General features: G+C 71.5%; 21 protein-coding genes. 9 read left to right on the forward strand and 12 right to left on the reverse strand.

What is annotated here, in order from left to right; translation table 11 throughout:
- Entirely contained in the window at positions 1–1,626 is a 1,626-nt protein-coding gene (locus tag ACZ61E_RS23130) for an N-acyl-D-amino-acid deacylase family protein (RefSeq protein WP_469701743.1), read from the forward strand.
- Between the two features lie 89 nt (positions 1,627–1,715).
- Here ACZ61E_RS23130 and ACZ61E_RS23135 read toward each other — a convergent pair whose 3' ends face one another.
- Positions 1,716–3,353: a choice-of-anchor I family protein gene (locus ACZ61E_RS23135; protein WP_469701744.1), complete on the reverse strand. Its 1,638-nt coding sequence runs from the start codon at positions 3,351–3,353 to the stop codon at positions 1,716–1,718.
- A 183-nt stretch (positions 3,354–3,536) separates the two neighbouring features.
- Between ACZ61E_RS23135 and ACZ61E_RS23140 the strand changes: the two genes are divergently transcribed.
- Together ACZ61E_RS23140 and ACZ61E_RS23145 are read left to right on the forward strand one after the other, a co-directional pair.
- A complete protein-coding gene (locus tag ACZ61E_RS23140) occupies positions 3,537–4,748 on the forward strand; it encodes a pyridoxal phosphate-dependent aminotransferase (RefSeq protein WP_469701745.1) in 1,212 nt (403 codons plus the stop codon).
- Between the two features lie 79 nt (positions 4,749–4,827).
- Complete coding sequence (locus tag ACZ61E_RS23145; RefSeq protein WP_469701746.1) at positions 4,828–5,232, forward strand: SCO4983 family protein; 405 nt, start codon at positions 4,828–4,830, stop codon at positions 5,230–5,232.
- Positions 5,233–5,407: 175 nt separating this feature from the next.
- Here the strand turns inward: ACZ61E_RS23145 and ACZ61E_RS23150 are convergent, their stop codons facing one another.
- Complete coding sequence (locus ACZ61E_RS23150; RefSeq protein ID WP_469701763.1) at positions 5,408–7,234, reverse strand: phosphoenolpyruvate carboxykinase (GTP); 1,827 nt, start codon at positions 7,232–7,234, stop codon at positions 5,408–5,410.
- Positions 7,235–7,512: 278 nt separating this feature from the next.
- Between ACZ61E_RS23150 and trhA the strand changes: the two genes are divergently transcribed.
- The gene (gene trhA, locus ACZ61E_RS23155) at positions 7,513–8,226 is read left to right on the forward strand and encodes a PAQR family membrane homeostasis protein TrhA (protein ID WP_469701747.1); all 714 of its coding nucleotides are present in this window, start codon (positions 7,513–7,515) and stop codon (positions 8,224–8,226) included.
- A 65-nt stretch (positions 8,227–8,291) separates the two neighbouring features.
- On the opposite strand, the gene ACZ61E_RS23160 is transcribed toward trhA, so the two are convergent.
- The 7 genes from ACZ61E_RS23160 to ACZ61E_RS23190 form a co-directional block, all read right to left on the reverse strand.
- Positions 8,292–10,694, reverse strand: coding sequence for a galactose oxidase-like domain-containing protein (locus tag ACZ61E_RS23160; protein WP_469701764.1), 2,403 nt, complete (start codon positions 10,692–10,694; stop codon positions 8,292–8,294).
- A 62-nt stretch (positions 10,695–10,756) separates the two neighbouring features.
- Positions 10,757–11,992: a glycosyltransferase gene (locus ACZ61E_RS23165; RefSeq protein ID WP_469701748.1), complete on the reverse strand. Its 1,236-nt coding sequence runs from the start codon at positions 11,990–11,992 to the stop codon at positions 10,757–10,759.
- The gene (locus ACZ61E_RS23170; protein WP_469701749.1) at positions 11,989–13,788 is read right to left on the reverse strand and encodes an ArnT family glycosyltransferase; all 1,800 of its coding nucleotides are present in this window, start codon (positions 13,786–13,788) and stop codon (positions 11,989–11,991) included. Before ACZ61E_RS23170 ends, ACZ61E_RS23165 begins: the two co-directional genes overlap by 4 nt.
- A complete protein-coding gene (locus tag ACZ61E_RS23175) occupies positions 13,785–15,041 on the reverse strand; it encodes a glycosyltransferase (RefSeq protein ID WP_469701750.1) in 1,257 nt (418 codons plus the stop codon). Before ACZ61E_RS23175 ends, ACZ61E_RS23170 begins: the two co-directional genes overlap by 4 nt.
- A gap of 228 nt (positions 15,042–15,269) precedes the next feature.
- The gene (locus tag ACZ61E_RS23180) at positions 15,270–17,369 is read right to left on the reverse strand and encodes a thioredoxin domain-containing protein (RefSeq protein ID WP_469701751.1); all 2,100 of its coding nucleotides are present in this window, start codon (positions 17,367–17,369) and stop codon (positions 15,270–15,272) included.
- Between the two features lie 90 nt (positions 17,370–17,459).
- Positions 17,460–18,023 (reverse strand): dihydrofolate reductase family protein, encoded by a 564-nt coding sequence (locus ACZ61E_RS23185; protein WP_469701752.1) that lies wholly within the window; start codon positions 18,021–18,023, stop codon positions 17,460–17,462.
- Positions 18,024–18,176: 153 nt separating this feature from the next.
- On the reverse strand, positions 18,177–18,689 hold the full coding sequence (locus tag ACZ61E_RS23190; protein WP_469701753.1) for a hypothetical protein: 513 nt from the start codon (positions 18,687–18,689) through the stop codon (positions 18,177–18,179).
- Positions 18,690–19,033: 344 nt separating this feature from the next.
- Between ACZ61E_RS23190 and ACZ61E_RS23195 the strand changes: the two genes are divergently transcribed.
- Together ACZ61E_RS23195 and ACZ61E_RS23200 are read left to right on the forward strand one after the other, a co-directional pair.
- Positions 19,034–19,735 carry a ClpP family protease gene (locus ACZ61E_RS23195; protein WP_469701754.1) on the forward strand — a complete coding sequence of 234 codons (702 nt, stop codon included), beginning with the start codon at positions 19,034–19,036 and terminating at the stop codon, positions 19,733–19,735.
- Entirely contained in the window at positions 19,732–20,343 is a 612-nt protein-coding gene (locus tag ACZ61E_RS23200) for an ATP-dependent Clp protease proteolytic subunit (protein ID WP_469701755.1), read from the forward strand. Before ACZ61E_RS23195 ends, ACZ61E_RS23200 begins: the two co-directional genes overlap by 4 nt.
- Positions 20,344–20,439: 96 nt before the next feature.
- Here the strand turns inward: ACZ61E_RS23200 and ACZ61E_RS23205 are convergent, their stop codons facing one another.
- A complete protein-coding gene (locus tag ACZ61E_RS23205; protein WP_469701756.1) occupies positions 20,440–20,802 on the reverse strand; it encodes a helix-turn-helix domain-containing protein in 363 nt (120 codons plus the stop codon).
- Between the two features lie 349 nt (positions 20,803–21,151).
- Between ACZ61E_RS23205 and ACZ61E_RS23210 the strand changes: the two genes are divergently transcribed.
- Positions 21,152–24,373 (forward strand): tetratricopeptide repeat protein, encoded by a 3,222-nt coding sequence (locus ACZ61E_RS23210; protein ID WP_469701757.1) that lies wholly within the window; start codon positions 21,152–21,154, stop codon positions 24,371–24,373.
- 193 nt (positions 24,374–24,566) lie between these two features.
- Here the strand turns inward: ACZ61E_RS23210 and ACZ61E_RS23215 are convergent, their stop codons facing one another.
- Together ACZ61E_RS23215 and mca are read right to left on the reverse strand one after the other, a co-directional pair.
- Complete coding sequence (locus ACZ61E_RS23215; protein ID WP_469701758.1) at positions 24,567–24,812, reverse strand: hypothetical protein; 246 nt, start codon at positions 24,810–24,812, stop codon at positions 24,567–24,569.
- Positions 24,805–25,686 (reverse strand): mycothiol conjugate amidase Mca, encoded by an 882-nt coding sequence (gene mca / locus ACZ61E_RS23220; protein WP_469701759.1) that lies wholly within the window; start codon positions 25,684–25,686, stop codon positions 24,805–24,807. The genes ACZ61E_RS23215 and mca overlap by 8 nt, the downstream gene beginning before the upstream one ends.
- Before the next feature lie 83 nt (positions 25,687–25,769).
- Here mca and ACZ61E_RS23225 point away from each other — a divergent pair, with 83 nt between their 5' ends.
- Together ACZ61E_RS23225 and greA are read left to right on the forward strand one after the other, a co-directional pair.
- Entirely contained in the window at positions 25,770–26,180 is a 411-nt protein-coding gene (locus ACZ61E_RS23225) for a DUF4307 domain-containing protein (protein WP_469701760.1), read from the forward strand.
- Positions 26,181–26,398: 218 nt separating this feature from the next.
- The gene (greA, locus tag ACZ61E_RS23230) at positions 26,399–26,896 is read left to right on the forward strand and encodes a transcription elongation factor GreA (protein ID WP_469701761.1); all 498 of its coding nucleotides are present in this window, start codon (positions 26,399–26,401) and stop codon (positions 26,894–26,896) included.
- Positions 26,897–26,995: the final 99 nt, after the last annotated feature.

Raw genomic sequence — 26,995 nt, forward strand, 5'->3', positions numbered from 1 at the left:
ATGGATCTCGTCATACGGGACGTGCGTGTCGTCGACGGCACGGGTCGGGACTCCTACCGGGCGGACGTCGGCGTCACCGCCGGCCGTATCGCCGAGATCCGGCGCCACGCGCCCGGCGCCGGCCCCGCGCTCTCCGGGGCGCGCGTCGTGGACGCCGCGGGGCTCGCCCTCGCCCCCGGCTTCATCGACATGCACGCGCACAGCGACCTCGCGCTGCTGCGCGACCCCGACCACTCGGCGAAGGCCGCGCAGGGCGTGACCCTGGAGGTGATCGGCCAGGACGGGCTGTCGTACGCCCCCGTCGACGACACCACGCTCGCCGAGGTCCGCAGGACCATCACCGGCTGGAACGGCGGCGGGCCCGGCGACACCTCGGTCGACTTCGACTGGCGCACGGTCGGCGAGTTCCTGGACCGGCTCGACCGCGGCTTCGACGGCCGGGGCATCGCCGTCAACGCGGCGTATCTGGTGCCGCAGGGCACGGTCCGGATGTACGCGGTGGGCCGGGACGACCGCCCGGCGACCCCCGCCGAACTGGACCGGATGCGCCAACTGGTCGCCGATTCCCTGGAACAGGGCGCCGTCGGCATGTCCTCCGGGCTGACGTACACGCCGGGCATGTACGCGGACGACGCCGAACTCACCGAACTCTGCCGGGTGGTGGCCCGCTACGACGGCTACTACTGCCCGCACCACCGCAGTTACGGCGCGGGCGCCCTGCGCGCGTACGAGGAGATGGTCGACCTCACGCGCACGGCCGGCTGCGCGCTCCATCTCGCGCACGCCACCATGAACTTCGGCGTGAACAAGGGCAGGGCACCCGATCTGATCGCCCTGCTGGACAAGGCGCTGGACGACGGCGCGGACATCTCGCTCGACACCTATCCCTACACGCCCGGCTGCACGACGCTCGTGGCGATGCTGCCCAGCTGGGCGAGCGCGGGCGGCCAGGACGCGATCCTGGAGCGGCTGCGGGACGCGGCGACGGCGGAGAAGATCCGGCACCACATGGAGGAGATCGGCGCGGACGGCTGCCACGGTGTGCCCATCGAGTGGGACACCATCGAGATCTCCGGCGTCGCCGATCCGGCGCTCACGGCGCACGTCGGCCGGACGATCGCCGAGACGGCGCGGCTGCGCGGCGAGAGCGGCTGGCTGACCGCCCGCAAGCTGCTGATCGACGACCGGCTCGGCTCGACGATCCTCCAGCACGTCGGGCACGAGGAGAACGTGCGGGAGATCATGCGCCACCGGGTGCACACCGGGGGCAGCGACGGGATCCTCCAGGGCGCGAAGCCGCATCCGCGCGCGTACGGCACCTTCCCGCGGTATCTGGGCCGGTACGTGCGCGAGCTGGGCGTCCTGTCGCTGGAGGAGTGCGTGGCCCATCTGACCTCGCGCCCCGCCGCGCGCCTGCGCCTCGCGGACCGGGGCCTGGTCCGCGAGGGGTACCGGGCCGATCTGGTGCTGTTCGATCCGGAGACGGTGGCGGCGGGCTCGACCTTCGCCTCGCCGCGGACGATGCCGGTGGGCATCCCGCACGTGCTGATCGACGGCCGTTTCGTGATCGAGGACGGCCGCCGCACGGACGTCCTGGCGGGCCGGTCGGTACGGCGCCGGCCGTAGCCGCGGGCAGGCCCCCACCGCCGGACGGGCCGCTCCTGAGCCCGTCCGGCGATCGACGACATCCCCGGCAACGGGACCGGGGCCACCCCTCAGCGGCCGACCCGGTAGATCGCCGTCGTCCCGCTCACCTCGTTGCCGACCACCAGCAGCGCGTCACCCGTCGGGCTGTCCTTCGCCGCGACGAACAGCACACCCTCCGGGCCCAGGTCGCCCGCCGTGCCGGCCTCCGGATCGCCCGCGAAATCACGCGAGTTGACATATCCGGCGGCCTTCGGGCGGCGCGGGTCGCTCAGGTCGTACGCCGCGATGCCGCCGGGCCGCTCCAGACCGACGAAGGCGTACGGCCTGCCGCGCACCGTTCCGGTGGTGATGCCCTCCGGCTCGGGACCCTTGTTGTCACTGCGGCTGTCGGGGGCGTTCTCGGCGTTGTCGGTGTTGAAGTCGTCCGGGAAGGCCTTCGCCGTCAGCCGCTCCAGGTCGTCCCCGGAGTCCCAGACGAGCCGGCCGCGCTCGTCGCGTACGGAGATCGAGCGACCGCCGAGCGAGTGCAGCTCGGTGACCCGGCCCCGGCTGTCGCGCGGCGAGGTGGTGGTGACGTTGAGGCGGCCCAGCGCGTCGTCCTTCTGGAGCGCGGCGGCGTCCGGGAACGCCTTCGGGTCCAGCTCGACGTCCTTGACCCGTACCTCCTCGGCGAAGCAGTCCCAGTCGCGGGCGTCGCCCTCGTTGGCGCTGACGGTGTACTCGCCGCCGCGCGCCGTGAACGCGTGGATGCCGTCGGGCTTGTAGAGGCCCTTGACCGGCCAGGTGCGGATGTCGGCGCCGCCGTCCTTGTCGGAGGCGTCGAGGCCGTTGCCGGGCCTGGAGTGGTCCTTCTCGCCCAGCGGGACGATCTCCCGGACCTCGGCGCGGCGCAGGTCGACCAGCGCGAGCGCGTTGTTCTCCTGGAGGGTGACCCAGGCGGTGCGGCCGTCCTCGGAGACCGCCACGTACTCGGGTTCGATGTCCTGGCTGACGGAGGCGTTCGGGCCGTAGATCAGCACGCCGTCCCGGATCAGCTGCGCCTTCTTGCGGTCCCACTTCCCGAAGCCCGCCGTGCGTACGGTGGCGCCCCGCAGGTCGCCGCCGCGCCCCCGGTCCAGCTCCACGACGCTGACGGAGCCGACGGGGTCGACGCCCGCGGGCTCCTCGCCGCCGGGCGGGCAGTAGGAGTCGGGCTCGCCCTCGTTCGCGACGACGACGCGGTCACCCCTGGGGGTGAACGTCAGCATGTCGGGCAGGGCGCCGACCCGTACCTCTCTCAGCTTGCGGCCGTCGGAGGCGCGGAAGAACGAGACCGTGCCCCGGTCCGTCTTGGCCCCGGCCTGCTGGGCGACGGCGACCAGGCCACCGTGGACGGCGACGCTGTTGGCACCGGGGGTGACCAGCTCGCCGGTCCTGCGGGGCCGGGAGGGATCGCGGATGTCGAGGATGTCGACGGTGCCGGCCTGCGCGTTGATCGTGAAGACCCGGCGGGTCCGGGAGTCGTACGCGGTGATCTCCGCGCCGCCCTCGTCGTACTTGCCGCTCTCGTAGCGGCCGAGGAAGGTGAGGTCGAGCGTGCCGCCGTGGCTGTCGCCGCGGCCGGGCCCGTCGTGCGAGCCGGTGGCCAGGGCCGACGGCAGCAGTGCGGTGGTGGCGGCCATGACCGTGACGGTGGCCAGGGCGAGGACTGTGCTGCGCTTCTTCATGAGCGCCCAGCGTTGTGCGACCCCCCGCTGCCCGGGTGAACTGCCCGGGCCGCTTCGGTGAACACTGCCTCAACAGAACGCGGGGCCCGGCGGGGCCTGACGGGGTCTTCCCGTCTCACACTCCGGACCGACGTGGTCAAAAACACCAGGCGCCCCGCGAAACCCGGTCGTAAGCTCACCGTCATGCAGGTCATCCAGTCAACCAAGCTCGCCAATGTCTGTTACGAGATCCGGGGCCCCGTCCTCGACGAGGCGATGCGGCTGGAAGCAGCAGGCCACCGCATCCTCAAACTCAACACGGGGAACCCGGCGGCCTTCGGCTTCGAGTGCCCGCCCGAGATCCTGGAGGACGTCCTCCGCAACCTCGGCGACGCGCACGGCTACGGCGACGCGAAGGGGCTGCTGTCCGCGCGGCGCGCGGTGATGCAGCACTACCAGACCAAGAACATCGAGCTGGACGTCGAGGACATCTACCTCGGCAACGGCGTCTCCGAGCTGATCCAGATGTCGATGCAGGCACTGCTCGACGACGGCGACGAGGTCCTCGTACCGGCACCGGACTATCCGCTGTGGACGGCGTCCGTCTCGCTCGCCGGGGGCACCGCCGTGCACTACCGCTGCGACGAGCAGGCGGAGTGGATGCCGGACCTGACCGATGTCGAGCGCAGGATCACCGACCGCACCAAGGCGATCGTGATCATCAACCCGAACAACCCGACCGGCGCCGTCTACAGCGACGAGATGCTCCTCGGGCTCACGGAGATCGCCCGCAGGCACGGTCTGATCGTCTGCTCCGACGAGATCTACGACCGGATCCTGTACGACGGCGCCACCCACACCCCGACCGCCGCGATCGCGCCGGACCTGCTGACCCTGACCTTCAACGGCCTGTCGAAGAACTACCGCGTCGCCGGCTTCCGCTCCGGCTGGCTGGCGGTCTGCGGCCCGAAGAAGCACGCGACCTCGTACATCGAGGGCCTGACGATCCTGGCCAACATGCGGCTGTGCGCCAACATGCCCTCGCAGCACGCGGTGGCGACGGCGCTCGGCGGGCGGCAGTCGATCGACGAGCTCGTGCTGCCGGGCGGGCGCATCCTGGAGCAGCGGAACACCGCGTACGACCTGCTCACCCGGATTCCCGGCGTCACCTGTGTGAAGCCGAAGGGCGCGCTGTATCTCTTCCCCCGGCTCGACCCGAAGGTCTTCAAGATCAAGGACGACCGGCAGATGGTCCTCGACCTGCTCCAGCGCGAGAAGATCATGGTCGTCCACGGGACGGGATTCAACTGGCCGGAGCCCGACCACTTCCGCATCGTGACGCTTCCTGCGGCGCCGGAGCTGGCGGACGCGGTGACCCGGATCGGGGACTTCCTGGACGGCTACGCGCAGCCGTGACAGTTCGGTTCGACGCGACTCAACTTTAGACTGATTCCAATGTAGGATGGTCTCCTGACGACGCCAGGAGACCATCACCATGTACGAGCCGATCCGCACCAAGTCGGTCCACTCGACGGCCGACGCCGACTTCCCGCACCGCACCCGCGAGGAGGAGCTGGACATCCAGCTCGCCGGCCACCTCGCGGCGCTGCTGACGGTCACCGACGACCTGGGGCTCGACCGGGCGGCCGAACTGATCGCCGAGCAGGTCACCCGCCTGCGCGGCACCCCGCCGGCCCGCACGTCCACCCCCCGGCCCGGCCGGGACACAGCGGAGCTGCACCGCCGCGCGCTGGCGCACGCCGGCCGGGCACTGGTGGTCGCCGCGTCCCGCGCGGACACGACGGCGGCAATCCTCGCCGCGGAACGAATGGACGCCCACAAGGCGGCGCTCCAGTCCCCGGCGCCCCTCCCCGCCCAGCCCCTGGCGACCACCGGCTGACGCCGAGTTCGCCGACCAGGCGAGCGACCACGACCCGCAGATCGTCCGCGTGGAGTAGGCGGGACCCGGACACCGAGAGGCCCCCGGAGCCGTGAGGGACGGGCTCCGGGGGCCGTTCTCGGAGGGTGGTCGGGGTGGTCGGGAGACCGTCGGGGCGGGCGACCCGAGGGACGGGTCAGGACAGGCGGTCGACCAGCGCGTTGTACTCGTCCCACAGCTCCGGCGGCGTGTGCGTGCCGAAGGTGTTCAGATGGGCCGGGACCAGCGACGCCTCCTCGCGCCAGACCTCCTTGTCGACCGTGAGCAGGAAGTCCAGGTCCGCGTCCGAGAGGTCGAGGCCCTCGGTGTCCAGGGCACCCTTCGCCGGAAGGATGCCGATCGGGGACTCGACGCCCTCGCCCTTGCCCTCCAGCCGCTCCACGATCCACTTCAGCACGCGGCCGTTCTCGCCGAAGCCGGGCCAGACGAACGAGCCCGCCTCGTTCTTGCGGAACCAGTTGACGTAGTAGATCTTCGGGAGCTTGGACTCGTCCCCCCTCGCCTTGGCCGTGGCGCCGACCTTGACCCAGTGGGCCATGTAGTCGCCCATGTTGTAGCCGCAGAACGGCAGCATCGCGAACGGGTCGCGGCGCAGCTCGCCCACCTTGCCCTCGGCCGCGGCGGTCTTCTCGGAGGCGACGTTCGCGCCGAGGAAGACGCCGTGCTGCCAGTCGAACGACTCCGTCACCAGCGGTACGGCGGAGGCGCGGCGCCCGCCGAAGAGGATCGCCGAGATCGGGACGCCCCTGGGGTCCTCCCACTCGGGCGCGATGATCGGGCACTGGCCGGCCGGCACCGTGAAGCGGGCGTTGGGGTGGGCGGCGGGGGTCCCGGACTCCGGGGTCCAGTCGTTGCCCTTCCAGTCCGTGAGGTGCGCGGGCGGCTCCTCGGTCATGCCCTCCCACCAGACGTCGCCGTCGTCGGTGAGCGCGACGTTCGTGAAGACGGAGTTGCCCCACATCGTCTTCATGGCGTTGGCGTTGGTGTGCTCACCGGTACCGGGCGCGACGCCGAAGAAGCCGGCCTCCGGGTTGATCGCGTACAGCCTGCCGTCCTCGCCGAACCGCATCCACGCGATGTCGTCGCCGATCGTCTCGACGGTCCAGCCGGAGATGGTGGGCTCCAGCATCGCGAGGTTGGTCTTGCCGCAGGCAGAAGGGAAGGCCGCGGCGACATACTTCACGGCCTCGGCCCCGCCGCGCGGCGGCGTGAGCTTGAGGATCAGCATGTGCTCGGCGAGCCAGCCCTCGTCGCGCGCCATGACGGAGGCGATGCGCAGGGCGTAACACTTCTTGCCCAGCAGCGCGTTGCCGCCGTACCCGGAGCCGTACGACCAGATCTCGCGGTCCTCGGGGAAGTGCGAGATGTACTTGGTGGTGTTGCACGGCCACGGCACGTCGGCCTGCCCGGCGGCCAGGGGCGCGCCGAGCGTGTGGACGGCCTTGACGAAGAAGCCGTCGTCGCCGAGTTCGTCGAGGACGCGCTGCCCCATGCGCGTCATGGTGCGCATGGAGACCGCGACGTACGCGGAGTCGGTGATCTCGACACCGATCGCAGAGAGCGGGGAGCCGACCGGTCCCATGCAGAACGGGACGACGTACATGGTCCGGCCGCGCATCGAGCCGCGGAAGACGCCCTGGTCGCCGGTGAAGATGTCACGCATCTCCGCCGGGGCCTTCCACTTGTTCGTGGGGCCCGCGTCCTCCTCCTTCTCGGAGCAGATGAAGGTGCGGTCCTCGACGCGCGCCACGTCGGTGGGGTCGGAGGCCGCGTAGTACGAGTTGGGGCGCTTGATCGGGTCGAGCTTCGTGAACGTGCCCTTGGCCACGAGCTCCCCGCACAGGCGCTCGTACTCGACCTCCGAGCCGTCGCACCAGACCACCCGGTCGGGCTGGGTCAGAGCCGCGATCTCGTCGACCCAGGAGATCAGCTCCTGGTGGCCGGTCGGGGCGGTGGGAGCCACGGGATTGAGGGGGTCTCCGTTGGAAATCCCTGCGTCGCGCGCCACGGTTACTCCTTGATGAGGGTTTGTAGGTGTCTGCCCCGTGGGGGCTGCGACCCGGACGCTTCGTTACCGCTCATCCGGTGCCGACCGCACTCATTTGATCATCCGACGCCCGCGCCCATCTGTCCAGGGGGCCGCACACGTGAGCATCGCCACTCCGCCGCTCCCCGGCCCGCGGATGTCGGGCCCGCCACAGGACCACCCGGAACCTACGGTCCCGTAGGTAGCATGAGCACATGACTTCTGCCGCGTCCGACCCGCTCGCGAACCCCCGGCCACCCGAAGGGGGACCGACCGAGATCCAGCTGCCGGCCCCGGTGAAGCCGGTGATGCGCGGCTGGTTGCACATGGGGATGTTCCCGGCGGTGGTGATAGCGGGAATCGTGCTGATCGCCCTGTCGGACTCCACCGAGGCGCGGGTGGCCTGCGCGATCTACGCCGCCACGGCCTGTCTGCTCTTCGGCGTCAGCGGCGTGTACCACCGGGGCACTTGGGGCCCCCGGGGCGAAGCCGTACTGCGCCGGCTCGACCACGCCAACATCTTCCTGATCATCGCGGGCACCTACACCCCGCTGACGATGCTGCTGCTGCCGGACTCCACCGGCCGGACGCTGCTCTGGGCGGTCTGGGGCGCGGCGGTGGCGGGCATAGCGTTCCGGGTCTTCTGGGTCGGCGCCCCGCGCTGGCTCTACACCCCCTGCTACATCGCGATGGGGTGGGCCGCGGTCTTCTTCCTGCCGGACTTCATGCGTACGGGGGGCATCGCCGTCCTCGTCCTGATCGTCGTCGGCGGGCTGCTCTACAGCGCGGGCGGCGTGATCTACGGGCTGAAGCGGCCGAACCCGTCACCGCGGTGGTTCGGGTTCCACGAGGTGTTCCACTCCCTGACGCTCGCCGCGTTCGTCACGCACTACGTCGGGATCTCACTGGTGGCGTACCAGCACTCCTGACATGGCGAGCGGACAGGGAGTGGAGTGGACGGGCCGCGTGCGCCGCCCTCCCCCGGCGGACGGGTTCAGTCCGCCCGTCCCGCCGTCGAGTTCGGACTCGCGCACGCCCTCCCGTCCCCGTCCGGGTCCAGCCGCAGCGGATCGTCCTCGCCGTTGACCTTCAGCGCGCCGTAGCCGTTCGACGCGAGCCACTCGCAGCGTGCCCGGGTCAGCGACGTGCCCTTCGTCGCCCGCACCGTCTCCGGGAAGACCGTGGGCACACACACGTCCGCCGAGCCGTAGTGCCGGTCACAGCCCGAGATCCGCGGGCTCACCGGCACCGAACTCCGCTTCTTCAGGGGCTTCTTGGCCTGCTTCGCCAAGTCGCCGGCGAAGTCGTGGTGCCCGCCGTGCCCGGACTTCTCCGCCAGGGCGGCCGGGCCGCCCAGCTTGACCCACTCGGCCACCGACGGGACCCCGTTGGCGTCGACGGCGAAGAGCATGTACCACCCCGGCGGCGCCAGATTCGGATTGCCCGTCACATTCAGGTCGATGGTGTTCCCGTCGACCGTCAACGGCAGGTCCACGAAGCGCTGGTTGGGATCGGACGAGTGCGTCACCGCCGCCGGCCTGATCAACTCGGCCCTCACGACGGGCCGGTCGACGGTGATCCGCTGCGTGTCGCCGTAGTTCCACTCCGGGTCGATGAGCGACGTGATCTCCGGCCGCGGCCCCTTGAACAGGTACGGCGGTGTGTACAGCGACACCCGGTGGTTCCAGGAGCCGTTGCCCGGGTTGTCGCCGGTCGTCATCACCCGGCCGTCGGGGAGCAGGAACGCCGAGGAGTGGTAACCGCGCGGCTCCGGATCGGTGGCCACCACGTCGTACGTCTCCGTCACCGGGTCGAACACCGAGGTCGAGAAGACCGGGTTGGCCCGGTTGTGCAGCCCGCCCCCCGTCTCCAGCACCGTGCCGTCGGGGAGCAGCACCGCGGAGCCGTACATCTTGCCCTGCGCGCCGGTCTGCGGCTGGGGCCCGCCGGGGCCGCCGAGGTCGACGGTGCCCTGCGGCAGCGGCGGCCCGGCCCGGTACCGGGGGTCCGGTTCCTTGAGGTCGATGATGTCGGTGAGCCGGTTCGCCTCCGGGTTGGAGTCGATGTTCCCGCCGCCGATGGTCAGCACCTTCTGGTCCTGGGCGGGCGGCAGCAGCACGCTCGCCGACTGGTCGCGCTCGTCCTTGTTCCGCAGGCCGGGCACGTCCGTGACGGTGTTGGCGTCGTAGTCGTAGATCGAGGAGCCGGTGCCGGGTGTGCCGTTGCCGAAGGTGTGGCTGCCGGTGTAGAACAGCCGGCCGTCCTGCATCAGCACCATCGCCGGGTAAAGACCCCAGTACGACCAGGTCTGGTTGACCTCTCCGAGCGGCAGCCACTCCTCCTCGGCCGCCGACCACCGCTCGGCCGTCACCGAGCCGGTCGAGTCCTCGCGCAGCCCGCCGAAGGACAGCACGTCGCCGTTGCCCATGATCGTGGCGGACGGGTACCAGTGCCCGTCGTTCATGTCGTCGGTCCTGCTGTAGGTCTCGGTGGCCGGGTCGAAGACGTACGAGTCCTTGTAGCCCTGGTAGCCGACGGTGCCGTCCGCCGAGGGGTAGCCCTTGTTGCCGCTCATCACCAGCACGCGGCCGTCGGACAGTTGAACGTGTCCGGAGCAGAACATGTCGTCGGGCGTGGGGACGGTCCGGTACGTGCCGTCCTCGGGGTCGTACACCGCCGAGGTGAAGGTCCCGGCCTCGAACGCCTCCGGGTCGTTGCCGGAACCGGCGATCAGCAGCACCTTGCCGTTGTTGAGGACCACCGAGTGCATGGAGCGCACCGGGTTCTCGGTCTCCAGCACCTCCCAGCGGCCGTCGGCGCAGTCGGCCGCCGTCCCCGTGCAGCCGGGATCGGGCGCGGGGACGGTGACCTCCTCCATGCCGTAGTCGTCCGTGGTGACGCTGCCGGTGCCGAAGACGGAGACGCCCCAGCTGATCCGGTCGGTGCCGGGCGGTACGACGGGGGTACGGACCTCCGCGCGCTGGTAACCGGCGCTGAGGTCAAGGGTCTTGAGGTCGGTCCAGTACTGCCAGCCGGCCGTGGTGTCGTGCCGGAACAGCGTGATCGCCGTGTCCGGCGTCGTCGACTTGTACCAGAGGGAGAGGTCGTACTGCTTGTCCTCCTCCACGGCCGGCGCGCACGCCGCCGACTCCGTGACCAGCGCCTTGCGGTCGCCGTCGAGCCGCCGGGTCAGCTCGACCCGGAGCGCGCCGGTGCCGCTGTGCGCGTCGGCGACGGTCGCGAAGGTGAAGTCGTTGTCGCCCCAGCCGGACCGCGACCAGCATTCCGGCATCGCGGCGCCGCCCCCGGTGCCGGGGGTCTCGAAGCCGGGGTTCTTGACGAGGTTGTTACCGGCGGTGGCGGGCTGCTGGACACTGAGCAGCAGCCCGGCGGTCATCGCGGTGACGGCGAGCAGCGCGGTACGGCGGCTGCGCCGGGCGGGCGGTCTGCGGAACGGGGTCATCGGCCGCTCCTTCCGGTGCGGGTGGCGGGGACGGCGCGGGCGGCGCGGTCGCGCGACCGGCCCCCTCCGCGTCTCGGCAGGTACACCAGCGCCTCGGTCCCCGCGAACCGCAGCACGAACGTCGCGAACAGCGCCAGCACGGTGGCGGGCATGACGGCCATCCCGGACTCCCCCACGAGCAGGGCGATCAGGGGGATCCGCAGGAGCAGATCGGCGTTGGCGAGCAGCGCGAAGCGCCCCACCCGGTCCGCCCGGTGCCGGTGCGCCCGCCGGCCGCGGAACAGCAGCAGCTCGATGAGGACGAAGTTCCACACCACCCCGAACTGGTTGGCGACGATCTCGGCCGGCAGATAGTGCATGCCGGCGCCCGTCAGCCCGTACAGCGCGAGGAGGTTCGGTACGAAGCCGGTCAGTCCGATCAGCCCGAAGGCCACCATCCGGGCGAGGGGCGACGCGGTGCGCAGTTCGACGAGATGCCGCAGGAACCGCATCCCCTCCCTGGCCGTCGACTTGGACTCGCCCGCGAACCGGTCGCGGAAGACGAACGGCACCTCCGCGACCGGCCGCGGCCGGCAGCGTACGGCCAGTTCGAGCAGGATCTTGTAGCCCAGCGGGCGCAGCGCGTCCGCGGTGACGGCGCTGCGGCGGATCGCGAAGAAGCCGCTCATCGGGTCGCTGATGCCGCGCAGCCGGCGCGGGAACAGGCCCTTGGTCAGCCATGTGGCGCCGCGCGAGACGGCGACGCGGTAGCCCCCGGCGAGTCCGGCCCTGCTGCCGCCTTCGACGTACCGGCTGGCGACCACGAGATCGGCGCCGGCCCGCTCTCCGGTGGCGACCAGCTCCGGGACCAGGGACGGCGGGTGCTGGAGGTCGGCGTCCATGACGACGATCCATTCGGAGCAGGCGGTGCGCAGCCCTTCGACGACCGCGCCGCCGAGGCCGCCGACGGGTTCGTCCCGGTGGATGACGGCGACGGGGAACGGGCAGTCCTGCGCGGCCTCCTCGATCGCCTCCGGGGTGCCGTCGGTGGAGTCGTCCACGAACAGGACCTCGCACGGCAGTCTGGACGGTACGGACTCCGTCAGCCGGCGCAGCAACTCCCCTACGTTCGCGGCCTCGTTGAACGTGGGGATGATGACGGTGACGGCGCCGGGCTCGGCCACCGCCGTCGACTCCAGCTCCACGTCGCCGAGTTCGCCGGTCCCCCGGGGCGGGACAGGAAGGGTGCTCATCGTTCGCCTCCCGCGGCGTCCGTGGTCCGGCGGATCTCGATCCGGTCCTCGCCGTCCCCGAAGACCGCCACCGCTTCGGAGTGGTCGAGCGCGTCGCGCACGCGTGGCAGGTCACGGGCGTCGCGCCGGACGGTCGGTGACGCCACGACGTAGTCGATGTCGCGCCAGCCGCCGGGCATCGTCCTGGCCACGGCGGGGTCCAGATCGGCCTTGTAGAACCAGATGGCGCCGAGCCCCGGCCGGTATCCGGCGTGCACCAGGTCCAGCCACATCGCGTCGTCCACGAGGACGCGGGTGCCGGCCGGGTCGGGGACCTCGGTCGCCATCCAGGAGGCGGCGGCCCGGTAGGGGGCGTTGGCGTCGGTGGTCAGGGCGGTGCGGTTGCCTTCGTACCAGCGGGGCGCGACGTACGCGAGGGAGGCGGCGACGAGCGCGAGGGCGGCCGTCCACCGTACGGCGGTCAGTCCCCGCGGCTCGTCCGGCCGGCGTCCTCCCCGCAGCAGCGCGTGCCAGACGCCGGCCGCGCCGCCCGCCAGCACCAGGGCGAGGAACGGCAGCCCCTGGATGACGTACATCGCCGGGAGGTAGCCGGAGGGGCGCATCGCGACGGCGGTGAGTATCGCGACGGCCAGGGCGGGCCCGGCCAGTGCCCGCGCGGTGACGGACCAGCGGACGGTGAGGAGCAGCAGGAGCGCGGCGGCCGTCCCGCCGAGCAGCAGGATCCGGTCGTAGTAGAGCCATGACCGCAGGACGCCGTGCGAGCCGGAGCCGGCGTCGAGGACGAAGCCGGAGCCGGGCCTGCTCATCTGGTACACGACGCCGTCCCACAGCGACACATGGCCGTCGCCGGGCAGCAACTCGCCCTTGAGCAGGGCGAAGAGGGGGTAGGAGAGGCCGATGAGCGCACAGGCGGTGATGGCTCCGGTGACCGCGAACTTACGGGTGTCGGGGTGGCCGTTGCGCCACATCGTCACCAGTACGGCCGGCAGCACGATGAGCATCGTCTCCTTGGTGAGCACCCCGACGGCGGCGGCGATGCCGGCGGCGAAGTGGTGCCACAGGTGCCGGTCGGGCGACGCCGCCAGACAGAAGGCGAGCAGCATCCACATGACGGCGATGTTGTCGAGGAAGATCTCCCGTTGCAGCACGACCGAGAGCGGGGAGAGCCCGAACAGCCCCATCGCGAGTGCGGCGGCCCAGCGCGGCAGCCACAGGCGCCGGGCGAGTACGTAGAGCAGGACCGCGCTCGCCGCGCTGACCAGCAGCATCGCGAAGCGCATGGCGCCGACGGTCATCGACTCGGGCGCGATGAGCGAGGGCAGCCAGGTGAGCGCGGCTATCTGGATCCAGCCGAGCGGCGGGTGGTCGTACCAGTAGGTGTAGTGGGCGAGTCCGTCGCCCTGCTGGACGGCCCACGCCTGGGCGAGATAGGTGCCCTCGTCGTCGCTGAGGGTCGGGTAGTGCTGGATGTTCCAGCCCTGGACGGCCATGATCACCAGGAGCAGGGCGGCGCAGAGGAACAGATCGGCGCGCGAGGTGCGGAAGCGGACGACGGGCCGTACGAGTAACCGCCGCTTGTCCTGGCGTCGTTGGCCGCCGTGCCGCTGATCGTGGCGTCGCCGGCCGCGCGGCCGGCGGCCGGGGTGTCGTCCGTCGTCCGCACCGGCCGGGCCCGGTGCGGGCTCCGTGCCGGGGTCGGTCGTCCTGCCCGGGGCAGGGGGGATCGTCGCGGGGGCGGTTCGGGTGGTCCGGCCGGTGGCCGTCTCCGTCGCCTCCGCGGGGAGGGTCGAGGTCACGCGTGGATGTCCTCTCGGGTGAGATGCGCGCCGACATGGCTGGTCAGCTCCCAGTCGCGGCGGCCGCGCTGCTCGCGCCACACGGCGCGGACGGCGGCGCCGGCCAGGAGCACCTGGTAGAAGGGACCGCCGGCGACGAGCTTGAGATAGTGCGTGAGACGGACCCTGAGTCCGTACTGCTTGCCGAAGTCGTGGAGCCCCACGAGCTCGAACACGAACGTCACGAGCGCGGTGACGGCCGGCAGGAAGGTGACGAAGGCGATCCCGACAGGGACGTCGAGGAAGAGCGCGATGGCCACGTTGAGCGGGATGACGACGCCGGTGACCGCCTGGAAGAACGGTGTCATCAGGGTGTAGCGGGCGAGCAACCGCTGACCGGGCGTGGGCAGTTGGCGCCAGTCGTTCTTCCGGTAGACCTGGAGGAAGCCCTGGTTCCAGCGGGTGCGCTGTTTGAGCAGCGAGACCAGCGAGTCGGGTGTCTCCTCACGGGTGACCATGTCGGAGTCGTAGGCGACGACGACCTTCTTGCCGGTGCTGGAGAGCCGTACGCCCAGGTCGCAGTCCTCGGCGAGGCAGTCGGGGTCCCAGCCGCCCGCGGCGCGCAGCACGTCGGTGCGGACGAAGACGGTGTTGCCGCCCAGCGGGATGAAGCCCTTCTGCGCGTGCAGGTGCAGCCTGCTGCGGAACCAGAAGAAGTACTCCAGGCAGTTGCGCAGGCTGTACCAGCTGGAGTGGAAGTTGATCAGCTGGACGCCGCCCTGGACGACATCGGCTCCGGTGGTGCGGAAGGCGTGGTCGACATGGGTGAGCAGCTCCGGATGGACCTGGTCCTCGGCGTCGAAGACCCCGACCACCTCGCCGGTGCAGTGGGGCAGCGCCGTGTTCAGCGCCCTGGGTTTGTTCTTCGCGGGATGGGTGTCCACGACGACCCGGACCCGGGCGGGATCGCGTGCGGCGGCCCGCTCCGCGACCTGCGCGGTCTCGGGGTCGTCGTGCCCGACGATGACGATGATCTCGAAGCTGGAGTGGCTGGATTCCAGCAGCCGCTCGATGGTGTGCTCAAGGACCGCCTGTTCGTGACGGGCGGGCAGGAGCAGCGAGAACGAGCGCGCCGGTCCCCCGTCCGGCCGGTCGAATCGTGTCGCCGCCAGCGTCTCCGGCGTACGCCAGGCGTGCATCTGCCACCAGAGCGTGAACGCCGCCATCCAGAACAGCGCCAGCGAGACGGCAGCGACGAATACGGACGTGACCACATGGCCCCCCTCGGCCAAGGGTGAACCGCGGCAAGGCCCCCCTTGGCCGCCGGTCCCCCCGGAATCACCCTGTACGCATGCCCCCCATGCGCACTTACTGCGTGCCCTTCGTGATGAAGATAGGGGGGAAGTGTGACGACAGAGGGGCCAATTCGATGAACTCTGTGATTACGTCCGATTTTGCATGCTTCACAACCGGCCCGAACTGTGCATGGGGCGCGGGCGTTGCTACACGCGTACGGTCAACTGCTCGGCCAGCGCGTCCACTTCGGTGGTCGGGACCGAGCAGACGAAGCCCCGGCAGACATAGGCGGCGGCGCGTCCGCCGACCAGCGGCCGGTCCGCCAGCAGCGGGAACTCCGGTTCGCCGGACGCCTCCAGGCCCGACGGCTCGCCGACCGCGACGACGGCACCGGGGGCCGTCCCGAGCAGCGCCGTACGGTGCAGCCCGGCCGTCGCGGCGTCACCGCGCGGACCCACCACGGCGATCTCGCGCGGCCCGTCGAGCAGCGCCTCGGCGACGGCGAGACCCCAGCCGATGAAGCGCGGGGCGCGCGGTCCGAGCGCCTTCACCACGCCGAGTGCCCCCTCGGCGGCGGTGCGGTGGGCCTCCGAGCCGGTGTGGGCGGCGTACGAGAGCAGGGCTCCGGCGGCCGAGGTCCAGCCGGACGGGGTGGCGTTGTCCGTCGGGTCCTGGGGCCTGCGGATCAGCGGCTCGGCGTCGTGCGCCGTGTCGTACAGGGCGCCGCCCTCACCGGTGAACCGCTCGATGACGGTGTCGAGGAGGAATCCCGCGAAGTCCAGCCAGACCCCTTCGCCGGTCACCCCGGCGAGTGCGAGGAAGCCCTCGGCGACATCGCCGTAGTCCTCCAGCACACCGGCGTTGGCGCCGACGCGGCCGTCCCGGGAGGTACGGGCGAGCCGCGTCGTCTCGTCCATGTGCACCCGCACGAGCAAGTCCGCAGCCTCGGTCGCCCGTTCGACCAGATCCGGCCGTCCGAAGTACGCGCCGGTCTCGGCGAGCGCGGCGATCGCGAGTCCGTTCCAGGCGGCGACGACCTTGTCGTCCCGCTCCGGGCGGGGCCGGGTGTCGCGGTCGGCGAGGAGCCGCCGGCGTACGGACTCGACCCTCGCCGCGTCCACGACCCCTTCGCCCTGCGGGAGTTGGAGGACGGAGGCGCCCTCCTCGAAGGTGCCCTCCCCGGTCACGCCGTAGTACCGCGCGGCGAACTCCGCGTCCGCCTCACCGAGCACGTCCCTGAGCTGCGCGGGTGTCCAGACGTAGTACGCGCCCTCGACGTGCCTGCCCGTCCCGCCCTCCCGTCGCCCACCACCGCCCTTCTGCGGACGAGCTTCGCTCGACACCTCCTCACTGTCGGCATCCAGCGCGGAGGCGAACCCGCCCTCGGCCGTGCGCAGTTCACGCACCATGAAGTCGGCGGTCTCCAGCGCGACCCGCCGCGCCAGATCGGACCCGGTGGCCCGCCACAGCCGTGCGTAGGTGCGGCAGAGCAGGGCGTTGTCGTAGAGCATCTTCTCGAAGTGCGGGACCACCCACTCCCGGTCGACCGAGTAACGGGCGAATCCACCGCCGAGCTGGTCGTAGATTCCGCCGCGCGCCATCGCCTCGCAGGTGTCGGACGCCATCTGGAGCGCGCCCTCGGAGCCGGTACGGGCGTGGTGGCGGAGCAGGAACTCCACCACCATGCTCGCCGGGAACTTGGGCGCGCCGCCGAAGCCGCCGTGCTTCTCGTCGTAGTCCCGCGTCAGCGCGAGCAGCGCACGCGCCAGGTCCTCCTCGCCGGGCACGCCCTCGCCCCCGTGTGCGAGGGAGCGCCCCGCGAGCTCCCCGACGATCCGGGCGGCGACCTCGCCGACCTCCGCACGCCGTTCGGTCCAGGCGGAGTTGACGCCTTCGAGGACCTGCCGGAAGGACGGCATGCCGTGCCGGGGCGCGGGCGGGAAGTACGTACCGAAGTAGAACGGCTCGCCCTCCGCGTTGAGGAAGACGGTCATCGGCCACCCGCCCTGCCCGGTCGCCGCCTGCACCGCCTCCATGTAGACGGCGTCGACGTCGGGCCGTTCCTCCCGGTCGACCTTCACCGACACGAAGTGCTCGTTGAGGTACGCCGCCGTGGCCTCGTTCTCGAAGGACTCGTGCGCCATCACATGGCACCAGTGGCAGGCGGAGTACCCGACGGACAGCAGCACGGGCACATCGCGCCGCCGTGCCTCCTCGAAAGCCTCCGGCGTCCAGGGCCACCAGTCGACCGGATTGTCCGCGTGCTGAAGCAGATACGGCGAGGTCACACCAGCCAACCGGTTCATGCGGTCCAGCCTCTCACAGGGCGTGGCGCCGTCTCCGGCACGCCGCCAGGGCGGGGTCCCGAAGGCCGCGCGAGGCCGGGCGTCGAGCGCTCAGCGCCTGGTCTCCCACCTGGTCAGGAGCACGCCGCCGGCGAACGTCCGGGTCTCCACCAGGCGCAGATTCACCCAGCTGTCCAGGGCGGTGAAGAAGGGCTTGCCGCCGCCCACCAGGACCGGGTAGGTGAGGAGCACGTACTCGTCGATCAGCCCGGCCCGCATGGCCGCCGCGGCGAGGGTCGCTCCGGCGATGTCCATGGGCCCGCCGTCGCCGGCCTTGAGCCGGGTGATCTCGGTGACCGCGTCACCGGTGACCAGACGGGCGTTCCAGTCGACCTCTCTGGGCTTGGAGGAGAAGACCACCTTCGGCATGGACCGCCAGCGGTCGGCGTACTCGATCACGGCCGGTGTGGCGTCCGGCTGCTTGTCGGCGGTCGGCCAGTGGGAGCTCATCTCCTCCCACAGCCTGCGCCCGTACAGGGCCAGATCCGTCGCGCCCACCCGGTCGGACCACCACTGGAACACCTCGTCGCTCGGCTCGCTCCAGCCGAGGTCGTCGCCGGGCGCCGCGACGTAGCCGTCCAGGCTCGAATTCATGGCAAAGGTCAGTTTCCGCATGGGCGTCAGCCTCCCGTGAGTCGGTGTCCGACGTACAGACCGGCACGGCGCGGAAAAATCATCGGTCGGGAGGAAGCCGCGGGAGGGTGCTCCCTCGCCCCCGTGTGCGAGGGAGCACCCTCCCTGTTCTGCGCGGGTCGGAGGCGGAGCCGGTCAGCAGCCGCCGCAGTTGTAGTAGGTCACGTCCCAGTGGTTGGACTCGTTGTAGTAGATGTTCCCGGAGCCCGACCGCCACTTGCTGCCGCCGATGGACGTGAACGTGCCGGTGATGTAGTTGGTCAGGCAGCTCGACATGGCGAAGTCGAGCTTGTAGCCGTTCCAGTGGCTGTAGGTGCCCGACGCGTGGCCCGTCTCGGTGCCGCCGGTGACGGTCATGGCGCAGCCGGTGGCGCCCTTGAGGGTGATCGCGCCCTGGATGGTGGCGGAGTTGACCTGGTCGAGAGACGTACAGGTCGGGTTGTTGCGGTCCGAACAGCCACCGCTGGAGCGGATGCCGATGCCGGCGTTGCTGAGCTGGGCGGCGGCGGTGGCGTGGCTGAGCTTGGCCAGCGCGCCGGCGGGGGCCTTGGTGTCGGTGGGGGCTGCCTGCGCGGCGGCGGGGAACGAGAAGAACGCGAGAGCGAGAGCGGAGACGCCGATCGCGGCGCTTCTGACGAGCTTCTTCACTGTCTTTTCCTCTTCGGTGGGGGACGGGAGGTTCGACTACGCGCGTAGCATGCCCGACCGCGACGATTGCCCACGAATCCCCAACTAGCCCTGACAGGGCGTCAGTTGAGCCTCACGCAGGTGGCGCCGTCGGTCATGCACAACAAGATTGCACATCTACGCGCGATGCGTAAGACGGTGCAGCAAGTTGCCGGTCGGCCTTCAATCCGGCGCGCCGCTCTGCCGAGAGGAGATCTCCGGACGGCAGAATCCCTCGCCCGCGCCGGAGCCGCGTCCGCAGGGTGGAGTGGACCGGCCGAGGCGGGTGAGCACCCGCCGTCGGGGGCCGGGTCACGGAGGAAGACATGCTCTCGACCGTTCCACGGCTCGCGGCGGAGACCGCCCCGGTGCCGTTCGACGACCAGATCGCCGGCCGCCTTCAGCACGGCAGGATCGTGGTGCTCGGCGAACAGGTGGACGACGCGATCGCCAACCGGATCTGCGCCCAGCTCCTGCTGCTGTCGCAGGAGGACCCCAAGCGGGACATCGTCCTGTTCGTGAACAGCCCCGGTGGCTCCGTCCACGCGGGGATGGCCATCTACGACACCATGCGGTTCATCCCCAACGACGTCGCCACCCTGGCGATGGGCTTCGCGGCCAGCATGGGGCAGTTCCTGCTCTGCTCGGGGACACCCGGCAAGCGCTACGCCCTGCCGAACGCTCGGATCATGATGCACCAGCCGTCCGGCGGACTCGGTGGGACGGCGGCCGACATCGCCGTCCAGGCGGAGAATCTCGCGTACACCAAGCTCACGATGCAGAAGCTCATCGCGGAGCACTGCGGCCAGAGCCTGGAGACGATCACGGCCGATCAGCGCCGGGACCGGTGGTTCACGGCGGAGCAGGCGAGGGAGTACGGCTTCGTCGACCGTGTCGTACGGAGTGTGGCGGAGCTGGGCGGTGACGCGGCGAGCGGCTTCGGCTTCGAGCACGCGGGCACGACCGGGACGACGGGCGCCGCCACCGGCACCACCGGCACCACCGGCCTCAAGGGGGCGACGGCATGAGCGGGCAGTACACCGTCCCCGTGGTCGTCGAGCGGACACCGAACGGCGAGCGCTCCTACGACGTCTTCAGCCGGCTGCTCTCCGAGCGGATCGTCTTCCTCGGCACCTCGATCGACGACGGCGTCGCGAACGTGATCATGGCGCAGATGCTCCATCTCGACCACGAGAGCAGCGACCTGGACATCCACCTCTACATCAACTCCCCCGGCGGCTCGGCCACCGGGCTGACCGCGATCTACGACACGATGCAGTTCGTCCGGGCGGACGTCGCGACCGTCTGTCTCGGCCAGGCGGGCTCCGGCGCCGCCGTACTCCTCGCGGCGGGGGCGCCCGGCAAACGGACGGCGCTCCAGCACTCACGGGTGCTGCTGCACCAGCCGTCCACACAGGGCCAGGGCGAGGCGGCGGACCTGGAGATCCAGGCGGCGGAGGTGCTGCGCACGAGGGCGGAGATCGAGGACATCCTGTCGCACCACACGGGTCAGAGCGTCGAGCGGCTGCGGGAGGACACCGACCGGGACAAGTACTTCACGGCGGCGCAGGCCAAGGCGTACGGGCTGGTGGACGGTGTGATCACCACCCGCGAACTGGCGGAACGCGGGCGGTAGGGCGGGGTGCCCAAGTGCGGACGGCGGGGGCGGACCGCGGATCAGCGGCCCGCCCCCGCCGGACGGACGGACGAGCGGACGGACGGACGGGGCGGCTCACGCCGCGAGCAGCAGCGCCTCGGTCCCGCCGTTCCGGGCGGAGCGCGCCGTCGACCGGTGCGCGGTCGTCCACGGCGTCGACAGGTCGGAGTGCAGCGCGCCCACCAGATCGACCAGAGGCAGACCGAGTGCGCGGCAGACCGCCGCCAGCACCTCGGACGACGGCTCCTTGCGCCCGCGCTCGATCTCCGAGAGATACGGCAGCGACACCTGCGCCCGGTCGGCGACGTCCTTCAGCGTGCGGCCCTGCCGCAGCCGGGCCCGGCGCAGCGCGGCCCCCACGAGATCCCGCATCAGCGGTTCCCCGGGCCCCTCGTCACGGCCGGGACCGGGAACGGCACGCAGGACGCCTTCACCCATGGATTCCTCCGTCAGCTGTGGACCGGCACGACACCCGCCGTCCCGAGCGTAGGCCGGGGCGCCTCCCCCGGGCCACGCGCCGGCGCCCGCGACCGGGCTCTTTCCGCCGCGGGCGTAACACGGGCGCCGCGCGGGCAGGACGTACAGGCACCCGTACGCCGACGTACGGGCACACGTACGCACCGGATACGCGCGCAGGCACCCGGCTGGGACCGGCGACATCGGCCGCCGCGGTCCCGGCCGGCCGCCTCGCGCTCGCGCGCCCCGCGCAGGACACTGACGCGGGGCCGGGTCGCAGGACGGGCCCGGGGCAGCTCAGTGCACCGGATGCTCTCGGAGGGGGATGCATATGCGGGACAGCCATCGGAGCGAGGCGGAGAGGCTGTTGGTACGCGCCGTCGAGGAAGAGGTGCGGCGCTCCGGCGGACGGATCGACGGCAATGTCCTACTGGCGCGCGGGCGGGGCGCGCTGGAGGCCATCGCGGAGTCCGCCGCCGACGAGTACGCGTCGTACGTGGCGGCGTCGGACGAGGCGGAGGCCGCGCGGCGGCCGATGTCGGAGCGGTTGGGCAGGGGCGCACTCGGAACTCCCGCCCTGGTGGCGGCCGTCGCCGCCGCGTCGGCGGTCGTCGCGGACGTCGCCCTGGGTACGGGCGCGGAGACGGCCGTCGGCACGGGCGTGATCGTCGGGGTCGTCGGCGGGGCGACCGCCGTGGCGAAGGTGGCCTCCGGAGGCCGCCCGGCGGGCCGCGGGGGCCGGGGCGGCGCGGCCGGACAGCCGGGCGACGTCGAGCAGTTGAGGCTCCAGTGGCTGACGGCCCTGGAGGTACGGGGTATCCGCCCGTATCTGGACCAGCAGCGGGTGCTGACGCAGGCGACGCGGCGTACGACGAAGAAGCCGACGGTCGTGCCGCAGTTGCGCGGCACCGACCGCAGCGCCGCCGCCCGCAGGCGCAGTGTGCTCGCGCAGTCGTTCGGTCATCTCCCGCAGTCCGACGGCCCGTTCGCGGGGCGGCGCGAGGCGATCGGGCAGATCGCGCGCTGGGTGCACGCGGCTCGCGCGTCGACGGAGACGAAGCCGACGGTCGTCGTGCTGCACGGTGCGCCGGGGTCCGGCCGGACCACACTCGCCGTAAGGGCGACGCACCAGCTGCGGGACCAGTTCCGCGGGGCGTGCGTGGTCGACCTGCGGGGCGGCGACGCGGGCGAGGCGCCGCTGTCGACGCGGGACGCGCTGCTCCATCTGCTGAACCGGCTCGGCGCGCCGCGCGAGCAACTGCTGTTCCGTGAGCGGTCGTCGCCCGAGCAGCAGGTACGGCGGCTGAGCGAGCTGTACCACCAGCATCTGACGGGTCTGCCGGTGACGATCGTGCTCGACGACGCCTCCGACGCGGAGCAGATCCGCACACTGGTACCCGAACGCTCGGACAGCCTGGTGCTGGTGACGTCCCGTCAGCCCGTCGAGCTGGCGGCGGACACCCCGGCGTGGGTGCACCAGCTGCCGGTGGAGGCGCTGGACGGCGCGGGCTGCGAGGAGTTGCTGCGCGCCGTGGGTGAGGAGCCGGTGGGCGGGCCGTACGACGCCCAGGCCGTCGACAGGATCGGCGAGTTGTGCGGCGGTCTGCCGCTGGCCCTGCGTGTCGCGGGCTCGTCGCTCGGTTCGCGTACGTCGCACCAGCTGGCCACGGACCTGGAGGCGTACGGCCCGGTCGACCCGGCCGAGCGGGCGCTGTGGCTGCGCTACACCGACCAGAGCGACCAGGCGCGCAGGCTGCTGCGGCGGCTCGCGCTGGCGGGACGGGCCTCGCTCGGCGCCGCTGCCGCCGCCGCGCTGCTGGCCACCGACGAGGAGGAGGCCGAGCGGCTGCTGACGGTGCTGTCCCGCGCGGGCCTGATCGACCACGTACGGGCCAGCCGCTACCGGCTCCACGACGTCGTGCGCAACTTCGCGCTCGCCCGGCTGTTGGACGAGGAGGAGGCCGCGGACCGCACGGCCGCGCAGGAGCGGCTCATCAAGAACTACTCGGAGCTGGCCGACTCGGTGATCCGGCTGGTCGACGGCAAGACGTCCACGCGCGCCGACCAGTTCGGCGGCCACGGCTTCTCCTCGCTCGACGCGGCGCTGCGCTGGCTGGACGACGAGTCGAGCTTCATCACCGCGGCGCTGCGGCACGCGGAGGGGGTCGACCAGGCGGCCGTACTGGCTCTGCTGGGCGCGCTCTGCGACTACTGCCTGCTGCGCGGGGACCTCTACCGGCTCGGTGAGATCAGTGAGTTGACGCAGGCCGTCGACCAGGGGCTGCTGGCCCGTTCCGTGCAGTGGCGTACGGGTATCGCGGCCCGGCAGCTCGGCGAGCTGGACAAGGCCCGCACGACCCTGACGTCGGTGGTCGACCTCTACCGGGAGGCGCACCACGACGCGGGCGTGGCCCGCGCGCTCTGTTCGCTCGGCATCACGCTGCACCACCAGGGCAATCTGACCGAGGCGTCGGCGAAGCTGCGCGAGGCGCTCGACCTCCAGGCCCCGGCGGAACTGGGGGCCGACCGCGCGTGGACGCTGCACGCGCTGGCGGCGGTGGAGCGCGACCGGGCGAATCTCGGCGAGGCGGTCGCGCTGCTGTCGACGGCGCTCGTCCTGCACCGCGAGGGCGAGTCGCTGCACGGTGAGGCGTGGACGCACTTCCAGCTCGGACAGGTGTGTCTGCGGCTGGGCGATGTCCCGCGCGCCGAGGCGGAGCTGGGGCAGGCGCTGGATCTCTACGGCCGGACGCGGGACGGCCGCGGCGAGGCGTGGGCGCTGACGCAGCTGGCGCGCGCCCGGCTGGTGGACAACGAACCGGAGTCGGCGGCGGACCGGTTCCGCCAGGCGCTGGCCAGGCACCGGGACAACGAGGACGCGCGCGGCGAGGCGTGGACGCTGTACTACCTGGGTCAGGCGCTGGAGGAGTGCGGCGACGCGGCGCAGGCGGTACGCGAGCTGGAGCGGGCGCGCTCGATGTTCTCCCGGATGCGGGATGTGTACGGGCTGGCCTGCGCCCGGCACCACTCGGGCCGGGTCACCCGCGACCAGCGGGCGGCGCAGACGGGCAATCTCCGCAATTCCGGCTTCGCCCGGCAGCTGCTGGTCGACGCCCGCGCGGACTTCCGCCGGATCGGTGTCGCGCACGGCGAGGCGTGGACGTGTCTGGAGCTGGCGATCGTGGACGCGGGCAACAGCAAGGCGGTCCAGGCGCTGGCGCTGTGCGACGAGGCGACGGCGCTGTTCACCTCGTACGACGACCACCGCGGCGCCGACTGGGCCCGCTTCCTGCGCTGCACGCTGCTGCCTTACGCGTCGGCGGGCGGCGTCGAGGTCGGATCGGTGGTGGCGGAACAGGAGCTGGCCGAACTGACGGCGGCGCGGCACGCGACGCGCGACGGCAAGCTGGAGGAGTGCGCGGAGACGTTCGCGGTGATGCTGGAGCGCGGCGTCGCGCTGGAGGACGGCTGGCAGGCGTGGCGCCTCGGCATGGTCCCGAACCGCCACGCCCGCGAGGTGATGGGCGTCCCGGTCCAGCCGGCCGGCGCCTGACCCGCCCACGGCCGGGCGGGCCGCGCGGGGCGCCGGCGCCTTCCCCGGCCCGCCGCGCCGGTCACCGCCTCGCCGCCGCCCGCGGGCGCCGGGCCGCCCGGACACGCTCCCGGCCGACCGTCCGGCGCACCGGGGGCCGTACCCGGGCCGCCCGGCGCCCGGTGCTGGTCGCGCGCGCCCGTGGCGTGGTCGGCTAGGTGGTCGGGTCGCCCACCCGCGATGCCGGTGTCTTCGTGGGCTCCGTGCCGTCCGCCGGCGTCTCCTTGAAGTCGACCTTGCCCATGTGGCGGTTCATCGACTTCATCAAGAGCCACACCGCGCACGCCATCACGGCGAAGACGATGAAGCCGAGGACGCCGGGCGTCACCTTGTTCTCGTCCAGCTCCTTCGCGAGCGGGACGAGCTGCGTCACTGCCTGGGTCGCATACATATCAGGCATTGTCGCGGATGCCCGCGAAGAGGTCGCTCTCGGGGAGGGAGGTGTCCACGAGCGACTTCGCCAGCTCGTACTCCTCGGTCGGCCAGACCTCCCGCTGGATGTCCATCGGAACGCGGAACCAGCCGCCGTCCGGGTCGATCTGGGTGGCGTGCGCGATCAGCGCCTTGTCGCGGATCTCGTAGAAGTCGGCGCACGGCACGTGCGTGGTCAGCGTCCGCTCCGCGCGCCCGAACTCCTTCCACCGCTCCAGCCAGTCGCCGTAGGGGGATTCCAGCCCGCGCGCCAGCAGCGCCTCGTGCAGCGCGACCGTACGGGGACGGTTGAAGCCCTGGTTGAAGTAGAGCTTCCGCGGCTGCCAGACCGCTCCGAACTCCGCCTCGGGGTACTTCTCCGCGTCCGCCGCCCCTTCGAAGGCCACCATCGAGATCTTGTGGGTCATGATGTGGTCGGGGTGCGGGTACCCCCCGTTCTCGTCGTACGTCGTGACGACGTGCGGCTTCTGCTCACGGATCATGCGCACCAGGCGGCCGGCCGCCTCGTCGACGTCCTCCAGCGCGAAGCAGCCCTCGGGGAGCGGCGGCAGCGGGTCGCCCTCGGGCAGGCCCGAGTCCACGTAGCCGAGCCAGGACTGCCGGATGCCGAGGATCTCGCGGGCCTCGTCCATCTCCTTCTTGCGCACCTCGTGGATGTGCTCCTCGATATAGGTGTCACCCTGGAGCTTGGGGTTGAGGATGGAGCCGCGCTCGCCTCCGGTGCAGGTCACGACCAGCACGTCCACCCCCTCGGATACGTACTTGGCCATGGTGGCCGCGCCCTTGCTCGACTCGTCGTCGGGGTGGGCGTGCACGGCCATCAATCGCAGCTGGTCAGTCAAGACTCGGTCCTCAGTGATGTGTCGCATCGGGCGGCTTCTATAGTGACGGAATCGGGGCACGGAAAATTCCGGAGGGAACGATCATGGACGCGGTACGCACACCGGTTCTTCCCGAGGACCGTTACGGCCGCTCGTCGGACGAGCGTGCGGACCGCAAGCTCAAGATCGTCGGCTCCGTGCTCGGCGTCGGCCTGCTCGCGCTCGTCGGATGGTTCGGTTACGACTACGTGGCTGGCCAGAGTGTCTCGGGCGAGCTCATCAAATTCAAGCGGGTGTCGGACACCTCCGTCGAGGTCCATCTGGAGGTGCGCAAGGACCGGGACGCGGCCGGTGTGTGCACCCTGCGCTCGCGTGCCGAGGACGGCTCCGAGGTGGGCCGCAAGGACGTCCGCTTCGACGGCCCGGAGACCCGGATCGACGAGATCGTCACTGTCCGCACGACTCTGAGCGCGACGAGCGCGGAGCTCGTCGGCTGCGCGGCCGACGGCGGCTGACAGACGCGGTCCGGCTCCCCGCACACCGGACCGGGGTCTGACCCTCCCCGGCTTTCGTCCAGGTTCACCCCGCTGACCTGCGTTGATGCGATTCTGATGCCTTTCGTCCTGCTCTCGCGTCACGGAATTGTTAGGCTCGTGGTTTCGCCCACCCGAGAAGGCACAATCCTTCTGGGTAGGGCGTTGCTTTGTATTCCCAGTACCTACGAGGAGCACCTGTGACCCAGACCAGCGAGAACGTCACCTGGCTCACCCAGGCGTCGTACAACCAGCTCAAGGCCGAGCTGGAACACCTGTCTGGTCCCGCGCGCGTCGAGATCGCCCAGAAGATCGAGGCCGCCCGCGAGGAGGGGGACCTGAAGGAGAACGGCGGGTACCACGCGGCGAAGGAGGAGCAGGGCAAGCAGGAGCTGCGGGTACGCCAGCTGACCCAGCTCCTCCAGAACGCCAAGGTGGGCGAGGCTCCGGCGGACAACGGGATCGTGGAGCCGGGCATGGTCGTGACGATCGCGTTCGACGGCGACGAGGACGACACCCTGACGTTCCTGATGGCCTCGCGTGAATACGCGAGCTCCGACATCGAGACGTACTCGCCGCAGTCGCCCCTCGGCGTCGGCGTGAACGGCAAGAAGGTCGGCGAGGAAGCGGAGTACGAGCTGCCGAACGGCAACACGGCCTCGGTGAAGATCCTGGCCGCGAAGCCCTACCAGGACTGAGTCACGGGGGGGGGGGGGGGGGGGGGGGGGGGGGGGGGGGGGGGGGGGGGGGGGGGGGGGGGGGGGGGGGGGGGGGGGGGGGGGGGGGGGGGGGGGGGG

This window comes from Streptomyces sp. NPDC104581 (assembly GCF_055583685.1).